Below are 16,131 nucleotides of genomic sequence, written 5' to 3'. Positions count from 1 at the left end.
TTTTATGCGTAGGAGGTGTGACCGTTGACGGTATTCTCCCGTTTTGAAGAAAAAAAGAGAAAGTAAAAACTGGCGCCGACCGAGCGGTCCGCCGGGATCCTTATCAGGAGCTGAAGGTTAACCTTCATAAGCTTTTAGTAGCTGAGCTTGGGGATCTGCTCCGGACAGGCAATAGCCAGATAATTGACGCACATAGAGTGGAAAGCGTAGCCTGGGAACTATTGGAAAAACAGCCGGTAACCATCCCGCGTCTTGAAAAGCAGCGGATTGTGGCGGAGCTCATCCAAGAGGCGCTCGGTTTCGGTCCGATAACGCCTTTTCTTGAGGATGAAGAAGTCACGGAAATCATGGTAAACGGGCCGTACCAGGTCTATGTTGAGCGGCGCGGCAAGTTAGAACTGACGGAGGTAACCTTCCGGGACGACGCGCACGTGATGCACATCATCGAAAGGATCGTGGCGCCGCTGGGGCGGAGGATTGACGAGAGTACGCCGATGGTGGACGCGCGGCTACCGGACGGGTCGCGCGTCAACGCCATTATACCCCCGCTGGCGCTTAACGGGCCGACGATCACGATCCGGAAGTTTTTCCGCGACCCGCTCACCATCGACGATCTGATCCGGTTCGGGAGCCTAACCCCCGAGATCGCCAAATTCTTAGAGGCCTGCGTTCGCGGGCGGCTAAATATCGTCGTTTCGGGCGGTACGGGTAGCGGTAAGACGACCCTTTTGAATATCCTCTCTTCGTTCATTCCTCCTAACGAACGCATCATCACTATTGAAAATGCCGCGGAACTGCAGCTCCGCCAGGAGCACGTGATCCGGCTTGAATCACGGCCCCCGAACATTGAAGGGAAAGGAGCGATAACGATCCGTGACCTGGTCCGTAACGCGCTGCGGATGCGCCCCGACCGGATTGTGGTCGGTGAGGTCCGCGGCGGTGAGGCGCTCGACATGCTCCAGGCGATGAATACCGGGCACGACGGTAGCCTCACCACCGGCCACGCGAATACGCCTCGGGATATGCTGGCCCGTATCGAAACGATGGTGCTCATGGCCGGGATGGAGTTGCCCGTCAAAGCGATTCGGGAGCAGATCGCTTCGGCTATTGACCTCATTGTCCACACCGGGCGGTTTAAGGACGGCTCACGAAAGGTGACCCACATTACGGAAGTTCAGGGAATGGAAGGTGATGTGGTCGTCCTGCAAGATATCTTTATTTTTCAGCAGACTGGCGTTAACGAGCAAGGAAAGGTACTCGGCAGGTTTGTCAGCTCTGGAATCAGGCCGAAGTTTATCGACCGGCTGGAGGCGGCAGGTATTCACCTCGACCCGCGCCTCTTTGCGCCGACCACCTGGTGAGGGGACCTGAGGATGGTAATACTCTTCGTTTTTCTCGCCTGCCTCTTTGCGGGACTTGCCTTGTGGGAGACCTTCGAGGCTAAGCGCCGCTTGCTTGCGGCGCGGCTAGAAGGGTTGACCGCAGCGAGTGCCGGAAAGCTACCGGTCGCCGAAGGTACAAAAGGCTGGCAGGGGTTACAATGGCTCAGGAGCAGCATCATGAGTTTCCGGCCGGCGCTTGGCTTGATGAAGCGCCTCGATGCGGAGCTGTCACGCGCCGACATTCTCCTCCGGGCGGAGGAGTTTTTGCTCGCGGTTTGCGGCGTGGCGTTTTTGTTTGGTGTAGCCAGCTACGCGATGACACAGCGGCTGGCGGCGGGGGTGGTGGGCGCTACTATCGGCGCTGCGTTACCATATATTCTCCTCCGGCGGGCACAGGTCCGACGCCTCCACGCCTTCAACGCCCAGATTGCCGATGCGCTGGTGGTTATGGCCAACACCTTGCGGGCGGGTTTCGGTTTTCTTCAGGCGATGGAAGTGGTCCGGCGAGAGATGCCCCCTCCAATAAGCAAGGAGTTTGGGCAGGCGCTGGCCGAGATGAACCTCGGGATTGCGACTGAAGAGGCGCTCATGAACTTAACGCGTCGGGTTAAAAGCGACGACCTTGATTTAGTGGTAACGGCGGTGGTTATCCAACGGACGGTCGGCGGCAATTTGGCTTCGGTGCTTGATACCATCGCGGAGACGATCAGGGAACGGGTGCGTATCAAGGGTGAGATCCGGGCCCTCACCGCGCAGGGGCGCATCTCCGGGCTGGTGATCGGTTTGTTGCCGGTAGGCTTGGCATTACTACTTTTCTTCATTAGTCCCGGATACATTTCGTTTCTTTGGAGCACGCCTACCGGAATGATGTTAGCCGGCATCGCCGTCGGCACGGAGATCCTGGGTGCGCTGATGATCAAGAAAATCGTGAACATTAAGGTGTAGGGGGCGCAAAAATGGTCACCCCAACGGCGACACTGGTTTTCTTGGCAGTCCTGGCGCTAGGGCTGACGGTTTATCAGGCTTTTCGGGCTGGGGAAGAGGCGGTGGTAACCCGGGCAACCGCTTTGTTAGGCGGCGAGGGGCCGGCGACCTTAAAGGAACAGGAGTTGCGCCAGCCGCTTTACTACCGGGTGGTGAAACCCTTGCTCAGATATCGGGGCCATCCTTATGGCTGAGCAGATGGGTGTCCAGCTGGCCAACGTGATGCGCTTGCAGGCGCAGGAGATTAGACTCAAACGGCGGCAGCGGGCGAATGACCAGGCGATGAAGGTGCCGGTAAAGATGCTGCTCCCTTTGGTCTTCTTCATTTTCCCCGCCACCTTTATCGTGCTTCTCGGGCCGGCCATCCTCAACATGGCGCGGGCCTTTCGCTCCGGTTTTTAGAAGTTTGAGGGAGCGAGGATGCTTGTCCGGGTGGTTAACGAGACGCGCGGGAAGGTACTTGCGGAGCAGGCCGGGGTGGCGCGCTCCTTCGGGTGACGCCTGAAAGGTTTACTCTTCCGGCGTAATCTTGGGCCTAGCGAGGGTTTGATTATTGAGCCCTGCAAGGCGATCCACACTTTTTTCATGTTTTTCCCCATCGATGCCGTCTTCTATAACGCTTCGGACTGCGTAGTTGCCGTCTTTCCCCACTTGGCTCCCTTTCGCCATACTGCTTTCGTCCGCGAAGCGCGGGGGTAGGGGAACTGCCGGCAGGAAAGATTGCGGCTACGGGAACGCAACCGGGCGACCGGCTCGCCTTCCTCCCGGCGCGTCCGGGAGCATCAGGGGCGCCTCTCGTTTTCGTTCCGGAAGAGAATTAAACTGCCCCAGCGGCCGACAGGCACGAGCGCCGCTCGCGGTTTAAGGATCCATCTCTCCGTATCCCAGAGGACGTAGTCGATGTGGTTTTCCCGCAGGAAGGCTTCTCGGTCGAAGGTGGGGTCGCCGAAGAAGCGCGCCACCTTGCGCCGCTTTTCTTTGGCGTTAAGCGTCTGGTCGTGGTGGCCGGCCCAGACCCGGCAACCGACCCGCGCCGGAAGCCGCAGGCTGTAGAGGGGCTCCGCCAGCACCACGTCCGCCCGCCCGAGATGGGCATCTATCCACCGGTGCAGCGCCACTTCTTCCCGGCGCATAAAGCACCACGCCGAGGGGCGGTTGAGGGGCGTGAGGCAGACGGCGGACAGGGGGGCGAGCAGGATTAAGGTCAAAACGACGGGGCCCCACCTGGTCCGGCACCGGGAAGCAACTGCCGCCACGGCGACGCCGGCAGCGAAACAAAAACCCAGGCTGGCCGCCTCCAGAAGCCTTTCCTGGAAGCTGAGTGGGAAGAGCACCGGGAGGAAAGGTGCCACCCAGAAGCAGGCCGCTTCGCTGCACGGGCCTTCGCGGTGCACCAGAAGTAAAAGCCCCGCGAGCGCGGGCAGGAGGAGGGCGACATCGCGGGTGAGGATTTCGCGCAAAGGGGCGAGAGTGGCGCTCTGGGCCTGCCAGGCGCGGATATCGGGCTGATGCATCAGAGAGTAAAGGTAGACGAGGTAGGGGGTGGCGAGGAAAAAGAAGGAGGCAATGGCGAGGAGGTCGGAGGCCACCCGCGGCCCCCGATGGAAATAAAGGGTAAATAACGCGGGAAGCGCGTAAGGAAGAAGCATATACGGGTGCACTATCACCAGCCCGAAGAGCGCTCCGTTCCCGCAGAGAATGTACTTTACCTTCCGCGTGCGGGCCTACTCCCGCAGGCAATATGCCGCGAATAAGAACATCGCCTGGGAAAAGGCGACGTGCGGCAGGAGCAGCATGTTGGCGGCGGGGTAAAATTCCGGGTGAAAGATGAGGAGCAGGCCCCACTCCCGGTCGTAGAAGCGGGGGAACTGAATCGCGAGGCAGAAGAAGACAAGACCCCACCGCCGTTCCCCTTCGCGGAGGGGAAAAGTGTTCAGATAACGCCACGCGGCGAGGATGAGCAAGAGCGATGAGGTGATCCGGGCGAGGTGGAAGACGACGATAAGGGGGAGGTGAAGCCACAGGGCGAGCTTGCCCCAGAAGATGTAGTAGAGGAAAATGTAGCCGCCCCGCGTATCTTCGGCGGTGAACATAAAGTTCCACTTCCACCCGTATTTGGCCAGGCACATGTCCGTAAGGTAACTTTCGAGATCGTCGCTAGCGAAGAAAAACCCGGTGAACGTTGTGCCGGGGGTGCGGTCGCGTACAGCATCAAGTAAGGCAAGAGCGTCAACGCGGGCACGCCAAAAAGCAGAAGCCAGAAAAAGCCTCGATGCCGCCCCGAGGTCACGGTCCCTTCATTGGGGAACAAGAGCATTGCCCCTCCGAAAAATCCTCTCCTTCTCTTTTCGGCCTATTCGAGGAAGCTTTTAAGCCCAAAACCGAAAGCAAAGAAGGCGTTAACCAGAAAATGAGCGAGGGGGAGGAGGATTTTCGCCCCCTTCACCTTCTTAGTTGCAGCGACGTAGCCAGCGGCCAGGATTTGCAGAAAAGGAAAGAGCACCGAAAGGTAGCGGATGAGGCCGATGGTGTGGGGGCTGTTGGCCCGCGGGTAGCAGAGGTGCATCAGCACTACGCCCAGGAGAAAGAGCAGGTAGGCGGGCCGGAGTACCCGGCGGCGCCTAATTACCCAATAGCCGATGAGGCTAAGAAAGAGGAGGTTGAAGGGAATTACGGCGTTGGGGTTCTGGCCCGTGCAAAAGTCTTTGAGGTCGGCGTAAAGGGGCTGCCAGGGCCAGGCAAAACCCCGGCGGTAAAAGTGATGCTGGCTCTTGAGGGGTAGAAGAGGGTCGCCGCACTGAAAGTAAAAGGTAAAGCCCGAAGAGCAAGGGGCCAGCCAACGTCAGACTTAAGAAGAGGAGCGGTTTCAGATTTACCTCTTTAAGCCTGTAGCGCCGCGCGTGGAGGTAGTCGAGCGCGAGTGCGGCAAAGACGACCGGACCGGAGTTCCGCGTCGCGCCAGCGAGGAGCCCCCAAAAGCCCGCCGCTGCCCATTTTTCGCGCCGCGCCGCGGTGAAAGCGAGCACCAGGAAGAGAAGGAAAAGCGCTTCGGTGTACACCGCGCCGAAGACGGCCGCAGTTGGGTAGAAAGCGGCAACCCAGATGACGGCTCTAGCTGTTGCGGTGTCGAAATCCTCCTGCGTCAGGCGGCGCAGAAAATAGAGCGCGAGCAGAAAGGCAAGGTTGGAGATGATAACGCCGGCGAGAGCCCGGGTAATGGCGGTGTGGCCGCAAATTTTGAGCAAAAGTGGGTAAAGCGGAAAGAAGGGCGCGGTTAGTTCCCGGTAGCCGCGGGCGGCTATCTCCAGGTACCACTGGCTGTCGTAAGCGGTCCAGGGGTTGAGCCACCAATTTTCTACGCCCGGCCAGGTTTCCGGAGGAAGCGGGTCCCGGAGGAGGTGCCCCGCGTAGACGAAGACTCCCTGAAAGACCTTCGCCACTGCGAAAACCAGGAGGATTTCCCGCCACGGCTGGAAAGATGGCCGCATAGAATCACCGCTTCCGGAAAAGGCTGCAGGCTTCCGGCGCTACTGCCCTTGTAGCTGCTTCACCGGCGGTAGGATCTTCTTTCTGTTGCGCCGTTGCCTCAGCCGCCATCTTACCGAGGCTGATGTGAGCCCGGGCGTAAAGAAAAGGCAGCCCGAGGGATAGCGTGAAAAGGTAAAGACCGCCCTGGTAGGCAAGCGACAGCGCCAGCGCGCTCTCTTTGGGCAGCCCGAAAGGGGCCAGGGCCGCCCAAAAGGCGAGCTGCATCACCCCAAAGGCTCCCGGGGAGGAAGGGACGAGGAGCCCGAGGTTAATGAAAAGGAGGAGGAGCAATGCGGCTTGGAGCCTGCTTGCTGCCGCGTCGGGAACCAGGGCCAAGAGAGAAAGGTAATTAGCCCCCCAGGCGAGCAGGCTCAAAGTAACGAGAAGCGCCAGCGTCCGCGGCCGGCACAGGGGCCGCAAGGGGCCGGTGAAAGAGGCGAGTGTCTTTCTGACGGAAGCGGGGAGCGCAGGCTTACCCGGCGGCCGCTCGCTCAGGCGCAGCAACCCGGCAAAGACCGCTGCTGCTACGGCAAGTGCGCCGCAGAGGGCTGCCAGCGTGAACCGGGCGGTTTCCGGTCTTAAGCCCCGCACCCCGACCACGAGCGCGGCGGTTACTAAGAGTCCGAGTGAAGCGGCGTCCAGGGTGCGCTCCACACAAACTGTAGCGAAGGCTGCCGGGCCCGGTATTCCCGTGCGGCGCGCGAGGTAGTAGGCCCGCACGAGCTCGCCCGCCCGCGCGGGGAGAAGGTTGTTGGCCAGGTAGCCGACAATGATGCCGCCGCAGAGGGTAGAAAAGCCCACCAGTTGCAGCGGGCGCGTCGTGACCCGCCACATAACGGCCCGGGCAAGACAGCTTACCCCAAAGAAGAAGACGCAGCACCCGAGAGCACCCGGATCCGTCTCTTTGAGCGCCGCCCAGAAGAGGGCGGGCCGCACCCGGTAAAAAACTCCCGCCAGTAAAAGGAGGCTGAGGACGACGCCGCCAACCGTTAAAGCTTTATTTTTCAATGCTTTACCCTCTCCGGTTATTTGGTAACCTTGCGGCGGGTAACCCCGTGTAAATTCTTCTTCGCGCTCGGAAGGGCGATACCTTTTCGCTACCCCGAAACCGAGCTTATCTTTTTGTCGGGCCTACAGGGGTCTCGCTTTGCTGGGCCCCTCTCACCTGATAAAAACCATACCTGCCCTTCACGATGTATAACGGACGCTGCTTCACTTCACTGTAAATCCGCCCGATGTACTCGCCCAAGATACCGATGGCGAAGAGCTGCACGCCACCGAGGAAGAGGATTACCGTGATGAGGGAGGGGTAACCGGGCACATCCCGGCCGAAGAGGAGCGTGCGTACGACAATGAAGAGGGCGTAGATGAAAGCGAAAAGGGCGACCGTGAGGCCGAAGTAAGTCGCGAACTGGAGCGGGATGTAGCTGAAAGAGGTGATCCCCTCCAGGGCGAAATTCCAGAGCTTCCAGTAGTTCCACTTCGTTTTCCCGGCGTGGCGCCGCTCCCGCCGGTAGTAAACGGCAGTTTGCTTAAAACCCACCCAGGCGAAGAGTCCCTTCATAAAGCGGTTACGCTCCCGCAGCCGCTTCAAGGCCTCGACCACGGGTCTGCTCATCAGCCGGAAGTCACCGGTATCCCGCGGGATCTTGATGGGGGTAATCTTCTCGGCCACCCGGTAAAAAAGGTGGGCGGTGGCGCGTTTGAGCCAGCTTTCGCCCTCCCGCTCGCGGCGGGTGGCGTAAACAACATCGTAGCCCTCCCGCCACTTCGCCACCAGTTCCGGAATAAGTTCGGGCGGATCCTGGAGGTCGGCGTCGATCGGGATTACCGCCTCCCCGGTAGCGTGGTCGATCCCGGCAGTAAGCGCTATTTCCTTCCCGAAGTTCCGGGAGAGGTCGATCACCTTTACCCGGGGGTCTTTTCCTGCCAAGGAAAGGAGCCGGTCGAGCGTATCGTCTTGGCTGCCGTCGTTTACAAAAATGATTTCGTAGGGCTCGCCAAGCCCCTGCATCACGCGCGCGACCCGTTCGTAGAAAGGGTCGATGTTGGGGGCTTCGTTGTAGACGGGGACAACGAGCGAAAAAGTACACCTTTCAGCGGGCACGCGACGCTCCCCCTTTCTTTTTTACCAGGATTACGGCCGTTTTGTCGGCGTAGTAGGTTTCCCAGTCAGGTGAGAAACGTAAAGCCTGTACCAGTGCCGCGTCAGCGGGCATAAGCACGTAGTCGATACCGTAAGCTTCAAGCAAAGCCGGCGCCTCCGGCGCGAGGCGGGTAATCCGGCGGTAGTCGCCAAAAACTTTGGGAATATAAACGTCCGCCCGCCCGTCGATGAAAACCTTTTCCCCGGGGCGGTTCCAGATGAGGTAGCCGCCCCAGCCGTAGTGGTTGAGCATTTTCCCCTTCAGGGGGTGTTCCTTCAGGTAGGCGAGGGCGTTGACCGGGTACTCCTGCGGGTCGGCAAAACGGTAGTCGACCGGGTTCTGGGGCGGCGTCTTGCCCGCCAGAATTACAGCGTAGAGCACGAAGAGCGCGGGAAGGAGAGTGTATTTCACCGCGCCTTTAAGCTGGGTTTTCCAGCGCACTGCGGGCCGGTAGTAGTTAACCCAGAGGAAGCCGTTAACCCACAGCGCGTAAGCGATGAAGCGGGCGTGGGTGAAGGCGGCAGCGCCGCAAAGCAGGAAGAGCGCGAGGTCAAAAAGGCGGATGCGCTGCGGGGTGAGGAGCAGGAGTAAAAAGGTACCCAGGTAGTAAACGAGGAAGAGTTGGTTATAAGGGTTGTGAAAGTCCGGGGAAAGCCACTCCTGAATGTTGTCCATCATCTCGCTTGCGCCGATGGTGGTAAACGGGTAAGCGAGAAGCTTGCCGCCGTTTGGGTTAAGGGCGGCAGCGACCATACAGAGAACCAATACCAGAAGAAGCTGCGCTAAGGCTATTTTATCGCGGCGCCGGTTCACGAGCTTCTCGTGCCGAAGCGGGACCAGGCCGCAGCAGATGTAGAGAAAGAGAAGCGCCGGCCCCAAGAAAAAAGAGCCGTGACTGTTAGCCCACAGCACCGTAAGCGGCGGGAGGAGGAAGAGACGGTTCTCTCCCTGCTCATAGCGGTGGAGGAGGTAAAGAAAGGCGACGCAAAGGGCGTAGGAGATTACCTAGGGTCTAAGCTCGAGGAAAGGAGATAAAGCATCTCGCCCGTGACGATAAGCACCAGCGCAGTAACGGGAAAAGGGCCTTTTGCCGCAGTCAACAGCCGCCAGTAAAGGAGAAAGAGCAGACTTGCCACCGCGAGGAGAAAGGAGAGCACCCCCCAGAATTGCCCAGCAGCGTAAGCGAGGTAGAAAAGGATCTCTGCGAGCCACTCGTGCGTGGTCCAGGGCTTTCCCGCCGCGGTCCAGGAGAAGATATCGGTGTGGGGTAGAGAGCGGGTTTGGACAATATGCTTTCCTGTTGCCAGATGCCACCAGGTATCGGGATCGTTAATCCCACCGCTAAAGGCGGTTACAATAAGGACTAAAAGACCATAAATTAGCAAAAAAAGAAGTAAATAACGCCAGAGAGTCTCTTTCAAACCAAGATTCTCCTACTCTTGAGGTTCCCAGAATAATTATTGGCGTGTTTTGGCGATTCTTTCCCCGGGTCGCGAAACTTTTAGCAGGACTAGTTACAGGGAGTGCAAAATAATAGAAGGAAAGGTGGTGAGAGAATGCCCGCTAAAGTGGTGCGGGTAATCACGGAACGGGCCTCGGTACGCCGCTTTAAGAATGAGCGGGTGGCGCGTGAAGTAATCGAGAATCTCTTGGAAGCTGCCCGCTGGGCACCCTCAGCGGGAAACCTACAGCCCTGGTTTTTTTACGTGGTGACCGATCCCGAGCGACGGCGTTGCCTGGCGGCGGCGGCGCTGAACCAGAGCTTCGTGGCGGAAGCACCAGTAGTTATTGTGGTTTGTGCCGAGCCCGCCCGCTCCGCGCAGTACTACGGGGAGCGGGGGCGGCACCTTTACTGTATCCAGGATACGGCAGCAGCGACGCAAAACATTTTGTTAGCGGCAACCGCGTATGGGCTTGGCTCCTGTTGGGTTGGGGCTTTTGACGAAAACCAGGTGCGTCAGTGTGTCGGAATACCGGCAGATCTTCGCCCGGTGACGCTGGTGGCGCTTGGTTATCCGGAAACTTCTGTAGAGAAGAGGCCCGGGCGACGGAGCCTCGAAGACATAAGGAAGTATGTTTAGGGGATAGAAAGTGCAGGGCGCGAGAAAAGATTAGTTTCTTCAGCCGAAAGGGGTTTGGTGTAGTTGCTTTTTGATTTGTACCTACCGCAGCGCGTTCTTTTTGGGCCCGGAAGCACTTATCGCCTGGGCGAGGAAGCGCAGCGTTTGGGGAAAAAGGTTCTGCTGGTGACGGGGCGGCGCAGCCTTAAGGAAACCGGAAACTTCGAGCGCGTAACTATGCCTTTTGTGACGGCGAAGATTGAGGTTGCCTTTTTTGACCGGGTGGACCCGGAGCCAACGCTCGAAACGGTCGAGGCGGTGCGAGAGTGCGCGCGGCAGGAAAAGTGTAACGTTATGGTGGCGGTTGGCGGCGGGAGCGTTCTGGACGCGGCTAAGGCGGCGGCGGGTCTTTTTTACGAAGAGTGCCCGGTGAAAGACTACTTTTACGGGCGCGAGATAACTAAACCCAAGTTCCCTTGGATTGCGGTGCCTACTACCGCGGGAAGCGGCTCCGAGGCGACAACTAACGCGGTGCTAATCGACCGGGAAGCAAAGAAGAAGCAGAGTTTGCGTCACCCTTTCTGGCTACCTGATGTGGCTGTGGTAGACCCGATCCTGACGATGGCCCAGTCACGGGAACTTACGGCCCGGGCGGGTTTGGATGCCCTCACCCACGCGATTGAGGCTTATACCTACCGTTTTGCCAACCCCCTGAGTAACGCCGTGAGTTGTGAGGCCGTCCGGTTGATTATCCAGAATATCCATACTGCTTACCGCGTGGGACGGAACCGGGACGCGCGGGAGCGGGTGATGCAGGGAAGTTTCTTGGCGGGAATGGCCATTCAGAACGCCGGGGTGGGGGCAGTACACGCGCTCGCGCATACGATTGGCGTCCGCTACAACCAGCCGCACGGACTCGTTTGTGGTGTTCTTCTTCCCCACATTATGGCCTTTAACCTGCCCCTAGTGGAGGAGAAGTACGGCGCGTTAGCAGTGGCGGCCGGAGTGGTACCGCCAGGGACGGATACCACTACAGCGGCGTCCCGCTTTGTTGAGTATGTGTACCGGTTAGTGGAAAAGCTGGGGCTGCCGACGCGGATTAGTGCCCTGGGGGTCAAAGAAGAGGAGATCGAAGAGTTAGTGGAAGCCACCCTGCCGGCGAAATCACTCCAGACCAACCCCCGCCGGATTACGCGCCCCGAACTCAGGGAAATTCTGCGCCAGACGCTATAGTTGCGCGAAGCGCGCAAGACGGGCTAAAGCTTCCCGCTTTTCGGTAAAGCCGAGGCGGGATTGCTCAACTGCTCGCTTCAGAACTTGGATACTATGCTCGTAAGTGGCCCGGTCTACCGGGTACGGGGTACCGTCTTTGCCGCCGTGCGCGAAGGCAAACCGCGCCGGGTCCCGGTAGCTAAGTGGTGTACCGTAAACCAGTTCCGCGATGAGGCTTAGGGCTCTGATACCCCGCGCGCCTATGCCCGGGGTTTCCAGTAAAGCGACGAAGTCTTGGGGCGCGTGATGGTGACTTTTTTCGAAGACAGTTTTAAGGCGCCCGGGGTCGAGGTCTTCGAGGAGCAAACGGTGCCGGTCGGGTAAATCAAGGATGCGGTCGTGGAGGCGTTGAAGGTCGGTCACCAGCTTCTCCGGCCGCTCCTGCATGAGTGCCGGCAGGCTCTGGCGGGCAGCTTTACTTTCGTGGGCCACGAGGTTGAGGGTTAGTCCCCTAGCGTCGCAGCAGACCGCTGTGTGGGGTTCGACGACAAAATCGCGGCAGGCCTCCGAAAGCCAGTGGTAGCGGCGCGCGCGCCTGGCAGCTGCATTCATCCCCTGCTGGATTACCACCCAACTTCCCCGTGACGAGAAGACGAAGGTATGGTGGTAGAGGTCGTAGCCATCCTGAACCGCCGCCTGGTCCACTTTGGCGGCGAGGCGGGAAGCGCGTACCAACTCTTCCGGGTTCACCTTGAGGGGGTGCCGGGCGCCAAGCCGCAGGATCTCCTCCGGGGTTTTAAACGCCGTCACTCCTTTGCCACCGCAGACAAAGAGGCCGAGATCCCGCTCGCAGCCCCGCACGGCTTCTTTTAGGGCGCCGCAGACCGTAGTGGTGAGCCCCGAGGAGTGCCAGTCAAAACCGAGGACGCAGCCGAAGGCCTGAAACCAGAAAGGGTCGCTCAGGCGCCGCAAAACTTCGTCCGGTTCAGCTTCAACCACCAGGAGTTCAATAATGGCCCGGCTGAGCGCTACCATCTTTTCGAAGAGCCAGCGGGGACACTTCCCGGTATGAAGCGGTAGGTTGGCGATTCCGGTACGCACAGACGCAAGTCTCCTCTCAAGAAATAATTTACCTCTTGCTACCGCTGCCGGGCAATAGCCTTCGGGATGGTGTTTTCTACCCCCAGAAAGCGGCGGCTGTCAAGCGAACTAGAGAATCGAGAGGAGGAAAAAAGGCGGCTTGTTGGTTGCCTACGCGAGCGCCAGGGTCCGTTGTTGGTAGAGGGAGGAGATGGGGCGGGGGCGTAGCGAAAAAATGAAGCCAAGGTTTGCGGCAATGGTGAACAGGGTGTGGCCCCGTGGACAAACTACAGATAAGGGAAGAACTGCTGTACCGGGCGCGGCGCGGCGACCAGCAGGCGCGGGAGGAATTGTTAGCGCGCCACCGGCATTTTATCTTAAGTGTGGCTGCCGCGTACTCGAGGCAACCGCTGACGTGGAGTGATGATGCGGCGAGTATCGCTTTGATTGCCTTTAACGAGGCGGTTGATTCCTACGACGAAGACCGGGGGGTGCCATTTTTGGCCTTCGCGCGCCTGGTTATCCGGAGCCGGATCGCGGACTTTTACCGGAAGGAAGGGCGGGTGGCGGCGGAAAGCCTTGAGGAAATCGCGGCGGCCGGAGGAGTGGCGGTAAGGGGGATCGCGCGGGAACGTTTTACTGAGGAAGAGTTGCTCAGAGAACGACGCGAAGAGATCGAGCGGTACCGCCAGCTACTTGCTGAGTTCGGTCTGAGCTTCCGGGATCTGGTAGCGGCGGCGCCTAAGCACCGGGATACCCGGGCTAACCTCCTTCGGGTGGCCCGGGTGCTGGCGGAAAATCAAGAGCTCTTCCGGCACCTAATAGAAAAGAAGCGTGTTCCCCTCAACGAGCTCGCACTCTTGACTGGTGTGCCCCGCAAAACCCTTGAACGGGGGCGCCGGTACATCCTGGCGGTAAGCCTGATCTTAGGGCAGCCGGAAGAGTTCACTTACCTTTACGGGCATCTCAAGTACTGTTAATAGGGGAAGGAGGGAGAAGGATGAAAGGCCGGGAAAAGGGACTGCTTTTGGAGAAGAACAGCAACGGGATTGTTCTTACCCCCGATGGCGATTTCCGTTTTGTTCCTTCTCCCGCAGCGGAAGTTGGGGCGGAAGTAACGCTAAATGGTGTTCCTCAGGTGCGCTGGTGGCTTCTCTCTCTAGCGGCGGCGCTAGCGGTCGTTTTTATCGGGCTGGGGCTGTACCGCTATCTTCAGCCTGCTCCCGTGGCCTACGTAGCTCTCGATATCAACCCGAGCCTTGAACTGGGGATTAACCAGCAGGAGCGGGTGGTTCGGGTTGAGCCCCTGAACAGCGACGCCGTACGCCTGACGGCAGGGTTGAAGTTGCGGGGCCAGCCGGTAACCGGGGCGGTTAGAGCGCTCATCTTCCGGGCGGCGGAATTAGGCTACGTGGGTGGCCAGCGGGAGGGTGTGGTGTTGCTTACGGTGGTGCCGGTGCGGGAAGGTGTGCCGGTACCACGGGCGGCCGATTTGGCCCGAGCGGCTGTGCAGGCGGTAGAAAAAAAGAACCTGCCGGTTAAGGTGGTAGCTACGGCTGTACCGGCACGGTATCGGGGGGAAGCTCACCGGTTGGGACTTTCACCAGGGCGCTACGTGCTTAAAATGGGAGCATCGCGTGCCGGCGCGCCAGTGACAGTTCAAGAATTAAAGCGGGAAGGGCTGGCGCGGCTCGAGATGCACCGGCAGGTTCCCGTGGAGGAACTGGTACGGGCGGGTCAGCAAAACGAGGTGGTTGTAGTACCAGTGAAAATTAGGCGGCAAGCCGCTGTCCGGGAAAAAGAGGAACCCGGGCAGGATGCGGTGGGGACGTCCGAAGAGAATTTAAGGAAAGAAAAAGCTAACGCGGGAAAGGGGCGGTCCGGCGAGTCAGACGGTTTACAGAGACCGCTTTTGGAGGGAGTAAAGCAGCCGTTCGAAGGGATTACCGGGGGACATTTACGAGAAAAAAAGCAGAGCCTAAAAGGAGAAAAACGAGGCGCGACAAAACCTTGTCCAGAAGAAGGAGTACAGGAGAAGGGGTACGGTTCCGGCATTTCCGAACGGAAGGGCCTAACAAAGAAAAGTGGGCGTACCGACCGGAGGTATAGGAGCGTCACCGGGAAGGTTTATCACAGCGAGGGTCCGGAACTAGAGAACAATAGAGAGGCGGAAACCTCGCGCCCGGAGGGTTGGGAGTCCCAAAAGGCTGCCCATTAGGAACCGAGAAAAATTATCCTGGCCGAAGTTTTCCCTAAACTTCTATGTAACATCCCGCTTCTGGGGTGGTATTATTTTATAAACGGCAATTCGCGGAGGGGAAAATGATACCGCTACGTGATACCATTCGCTCCCGGGCTTTCCCGGTCGTAACCGTGGCGCTTATCGCCGCCAACATCCTTATCTTTCTCCATGAGGCTTCCCTTTCTGAAGTAGAGCTCCAGATGTTAGCGCGGACTTACGGGGTGGTGCCGGCGCGAGACTTGCCGGCCCTTATCTACCATCCCCTGAGCCTTGGCACCTATATTCCTTTCCTGACCGCCATGTTTCTCCACGGGGGCTGGTTTCACGTCCTCGGCAACATGCTCTATCTCTGGGTCTTCGGGGATAATGTTGAGGACGCGATGGGGCGCGGGCGCTTTCTGCTCTTTTACCTGCTGGCTGGTTTTGCCGGGAGTCTTGCCCACGTCCTGGCTAACCCGGGTACGACGGTCCCGACGATCGGGGCCAGCGGGGCGGTGGCAGGTGTTCTGGGGGCTTACTTCGTAAGCTTCCCCCGTTCGCGGGTTTTAAGCCTTGTGCCTATTTTCTTTTTTATCACCCTGGTCGAGTTGCCCGCGGTGCTCTTCCTTTTTCTCTGGTTCGCGATGCAGCTTTTGAACGGCGTTGCTTCCCTGGCGATACCGGGGCAGACCGTTGCCTGGTGGGCGCATATCGGGGGCTTCCTTTCGGGAGCCGTATTAGTGAAGTTCTTCCGGCGTTAGTGGGCGGTGACGTCTATCACCGGTCCGTTTTCCTCACCGCTCCGCTCGCGGTAAAACTTCAGAACTTTGGCCCCGATAGCCCGCGCCAAAAAGTAGTTGATTATTCCCGCAACGAGTATTCCGGCGAACGGCAAGAGACGAGGGACGAGCTGGCGCTGGCTGGCGCGCACCCCCAGCCCCAGGAGGACCTTTTCGGTGAGTTCGGCGGTGAGTTGCCGGGAAAGCTGGGCCGCCGCCAGGCGGCTTAGGCGCTGGTTGACCGTATGGATCCCAGCAGCGAGCGCAAAGGCCATAAAAGCTTCGCGCTGGGCTTCAAGGGTTGCCGGGTCGCGTCCGTAGAGGGTGGCCAGTTCGAGGACAAGGCGGGTGATGGCGAAGCCAAGGATGGTGATGTCCACGGCTGCGCCGGTGAGGAGGGCGATCAGGGTGCCGAGCCCAGGCATAACCGCCGGCAGGGCGGTAAGCGCCCCGGCGATGGCGCACCACCAGCATTTTTCCCGGATGAAGCTCCACGCGAGCTCTTCCCGGCTTAATTCCGGAAACTGCTCCTGTAGTTCTTTGACGCGCTGGCGAATGGCGCCAAGGCTCGCTGCGCTGAAGGGATCGAAGCCGAACATCATTTGCTCCTTGGCCGCTTGGTGGTGATTATATTATGGGGCGGGTGGGCCGGGGTAGTCAATCCCCCGGGCCGCTGCGGCGAGAGTATGAGTAAAATGTTTTCGGGGGAATAGAGGGTCAGGTACAAGGAGAGAGGGC

The 16,131-nt window shown here is 59.2% G+C and carries 20 protein-coding genes; 10 read left to right on the top strand and 10 right to left on the bottom strand.

Annotation, left to right across the window (positions count from 1 at the left end):
• The first annotated feature begins 197 nt into the window (after nucleotides 1-197).
• From ACUVTA_RS04610 to ACUVTA_RS04590, 5 genes are all read left to right on the top strand, one after another.
• Nucleotides 198-1,361 carry a CpaF family protein gene (locus ACUVTA_RS04610; RefSeq protein WP_445951798.1) on the top strand — a complete coding sequence of 388 codons (1,164 nt, stop codon included), beginning with the start codon at nucleotides 198-200 and terminating at the stop codon, nucleotides 1,359-1,361.
• A 12-nt stretch (nucleotides 1,362-1,373) separates the two neighbouring features.
• Nucleotides 1,374-2,327 (top strand): type II secretion system F family protein, encoded by a 954-nt coding sequence (locus tag ACUVTA_RS04605; RefSeq protein ID WP_445951797.1) that lies wholly within the window; start codon nucleotides 1,374-1,376, stop codon nucleotides 2,325-2,327.
• Between the two features lie 11 nt (nucleotides 2,328-2,338).
• A complete protein-coding gene (locus ACUVTA_RS04600; protein ID WP_445951796.1) occupies nucleotides 2,339-2,560 on the top strand; it encodes a hypothetical protein in 222 nt (73 codons plus the stop codon).
• Nucleotides 2,553-2,768 (top strand): type II secretion system F family protein, encoded by a 216-nt coding sequence (locus tag ACUVTA_RS04595; protein WP_445951795.1) that lies wholly within the window; start codon nucleotides 2,553-2,555, stop codon nucleotides 2,766-2,768. The genes ACUVTA_RS04600 and ACUVTA_RS04595 overlap by 8 nt, the downstream gene beginning before the upstream one ends.
• 99 nt (nucleotides 2,769-2,867) lie before the next feature.
• Nucleotides 2,868-3,065: a DUF192 domain-containing protein gene (locus ACUVTA_RS04590; RefSeq protein ID WP_445951799.1), complete on the top strand. Its 198-nt coding sequence runs from the start codon at nucleotides 2,868-2,870 to the stop codon at nucleotides 3,063-3,065.
• Between the two features lie 83 nt (nucleotides 3,066-3,148).
• On the opposite strand, the gene ACUVTA_RS04585 is transcribed toward ACUVTA_RS04590, so the two are convergent.
• The 8 genes from ACUVTA_RS04585 to ACUVTA_RS04550 form a co-directional block, all read right to left on the bottom strand.
• A complete protein-coding gene (locus tag ACUVTA_RS04585; RefSeq protein ID WP_445951794.1) occupies nucleotides 3,149-3,955 on the bottom strand; it encodes a hypothetical protein in 807 nt (268 codons plus the stop codon).
• 135 nt (nucleotides 3,956-4,090) lie between these two features.
• The gene (locus ACUVTA_RS04580) at nucleotides 4,091-4,459 is read right to left on the bottom strand and encodes a hypothetical protein (protein WP_445951793.1); all 369 of its coding nucleotides are present in this window, start codon (nucleotides 4,457-4,459) and stop codon (nucleotides 4,091-4,093) included.
• Between the two features lie 260 nt (nucleotides 4,460-4,719).
• Nucleotides 4,720-4,932 carry a hypothetical protein gene (locus tag ACUVTA_RS04575; protein WP_445951792.1) on the bottom strand — a complete coding sequence of 71 codons (213 nt, stop codon included), beginning with the start codon at nucleotides 4,930-4,932 and terminating at the stop codon, nucleotides 4,720-4,722.
• Between the two features lie 79 nt (nucleotides 4,933-5,011).
• Complete coding sequence (locus tag ACUVTA_RS04570) at nucleotides 5,012-5,854, bottom strand: mannosyltransferase family protein (RefSeq protein WP_445951791.1); 843 nt, start codon at nucleotides 5,852-5,854, stop codon at nucleotides 5,012-5,014.
• A 4-nt stretch (nucleotides 5,855-5,858) separates the two neighbouring features.
• Nucleotides 5,859-6,902: a lysylphosphatidylglycerol synthase transmembrane domain-containing protein gene (locus ACUVTA_RS04565; protein WP_445951790.1), complete on the bottom strand. Its 1,044-nt coding sequence runs from the start codon at nucleotides 6,900-6,902 to the stop codon at nucleotides 5,859-5,861.
• A gap of 106 nt (nucleotides 6,903-7,008) precedes the next feature.
• Complete coding sequence (locus ACUVTA_RS04560; RefSeq protein WP_445951789.1) at nucleotides 7,009-8,001, bottom strand: glycosyltransferase family 2 protein; 993 nt, start codon at nucleotides 7,999-8,001, stop codon at nucleotides 7,009-7,011.
• Nucleotides 7,991-8,953: a hypothetical protein gene (locus tag ACUVTA_RS04555; RefSeq protein WP_445951788.1), complete on the bottom strand. Its 963-nt coding sequence runs from the start codon at nucleotides 8,951-8,953 to the stop codon at nucleotides 7,991-7,993. Before ACUVTA_RS04555 ends, ACUVTA_RS04560 begins: the two co-directional genes overlap by 11 nt.
• An 89-nt stretch (nucleotides 8,954-9,042) precedes the next feature.
• Complete coding sequence (locus tag ACUVTA_RS04550) at nucleotides 9,043-9,462, bottom strand: hypothetical protein (RefSeq protein WP_445951787.1); 420 nt, start codon at nucleotides 9,460-9,462, stop codon at nucleotides 9,043-9,045.
• Between the two features lie 135 nt (nucleotides 9,463-9,597).
• Here ACUVTA_RS04550 and ACUVTA_RS04545 point away from each other — a divergent pair, with 135 nt between their 5' ends.
• Entirely contained in the window at nucleotides 9,598-10,122 is a 525-nt protein-coding gene (locus tag ACUVTA_RS04545) for a nitroreductase family protein (RefSeq protein WP_445951786.1), read from the top strand.
• A gap of 63 nt (nucleotides 10,123-10,185) precedes the next feature.
• Complete coding sequence (locus ACUVTA_RS04540) at nucleotides 10,186-11,334, top strand: iron-containing alcohol dehydrogenase (RefSeq protein WP_445951785.1); 1,149 nt, start codon at nucleotides 10,186-10,188, stop codon at nucleotides 11,332-11,334.
• On the opposite strand, the gene ACUVTA_RS04535 is transcribed toward ACUVTA_RS04540, so the two are convergent.
• The gene (locus tag ACUVTA_RS04535) at nucleotides 11,329-12,414 is read right to left on the bottom strand and encodes a DUF763 domain-containing protein (protein ID WP_445951784.1); all 1,086 of its coding nucleotides are present in this window, start codon (nucleotides 12,412-12,414) and stop codon (nucleotides 11,329-11,331) included. The genes ACUVTA_RS04540 and ACUVTA_RS04535 overlap by 6 nt on opposite strands.
• Before the next feature lie 257 nt (nucleotides 12,415-12,671).
• Between ACUVTA_RS04535 and ACUVTA_RS04530 the strand changes: the two genes are divergently transcribed.
• From ACUVTA_RS04530 to ACUVTA_RS04520, 3 genes are all read left to right on the top strand, one after another.
• Nucleotides 12,672-13,373, top strand: coding sequence for a sigma-70 family RNA polymerase sigma factor (locus tag ACUVTA_RS04530; protein WP_445951783.1), 702 nt, complete (start codon nucleotides 12,672-12,674; stop codon nucleotides 13,371-13,373).
• Between the two features lie 20 nt (nucleotides 13,374-13,393).
• Nucleotides 13,394-14,611 carry an anti-sigma factor domain-containing protein gene (locus ACUVTA_RS04525; protein WP_445951782.1) on the top strand — a complete coding sequence of 406 codons (1,218 nt, stop codon included), beginning with the start codon at nucleotides 13,394-13,396 and terminating at the stop codon, nucleotides 14,609-14,611.
• Nucleotides 14,612-14,715: 104 nt separating this feature from the next.
• Nucleotides 14,716-15,375, top strand: coding sequence for a rhomboid family intramembrane serine protease (locus tag ACUVTA_RS04520; RefSeq protein WP_445951781.1), 660 nt, complete (start codon nucleotides 14,716-14,718; stop codon nucleotides 15,373-15,375).
• Here the strand turns inward: ACUVTA_RS04520 and ACUVTA_RS04515 are convergent.
• Nucleotides 15,372-15,995 (bottom strand): hypothetical protein, encoded by a 624-nt coding sequence (locus ACUVTA_RS04515; protein ID WP_445951780.1) that lies wholly within the window; start codon nucleotides 15,993-15,995, stop codon nucleotides 15,372-15,374. The two genes, ACUVTA_RS04520 and ACUVTA_RS04515, sit on opposite strands and share 4 nt — an antisense overlap.
• Nucleotides 15,996-16,131: the final 136 nt, after the last annotated feature.

It is taken from the genome of Thermodesulfitimonas sp. (assembly GCF_052743955.1).
Note: the sequence above shows the minus strand (reverse complement) of the source record. Positions and strands in the feature narration are given on the sequence as shown.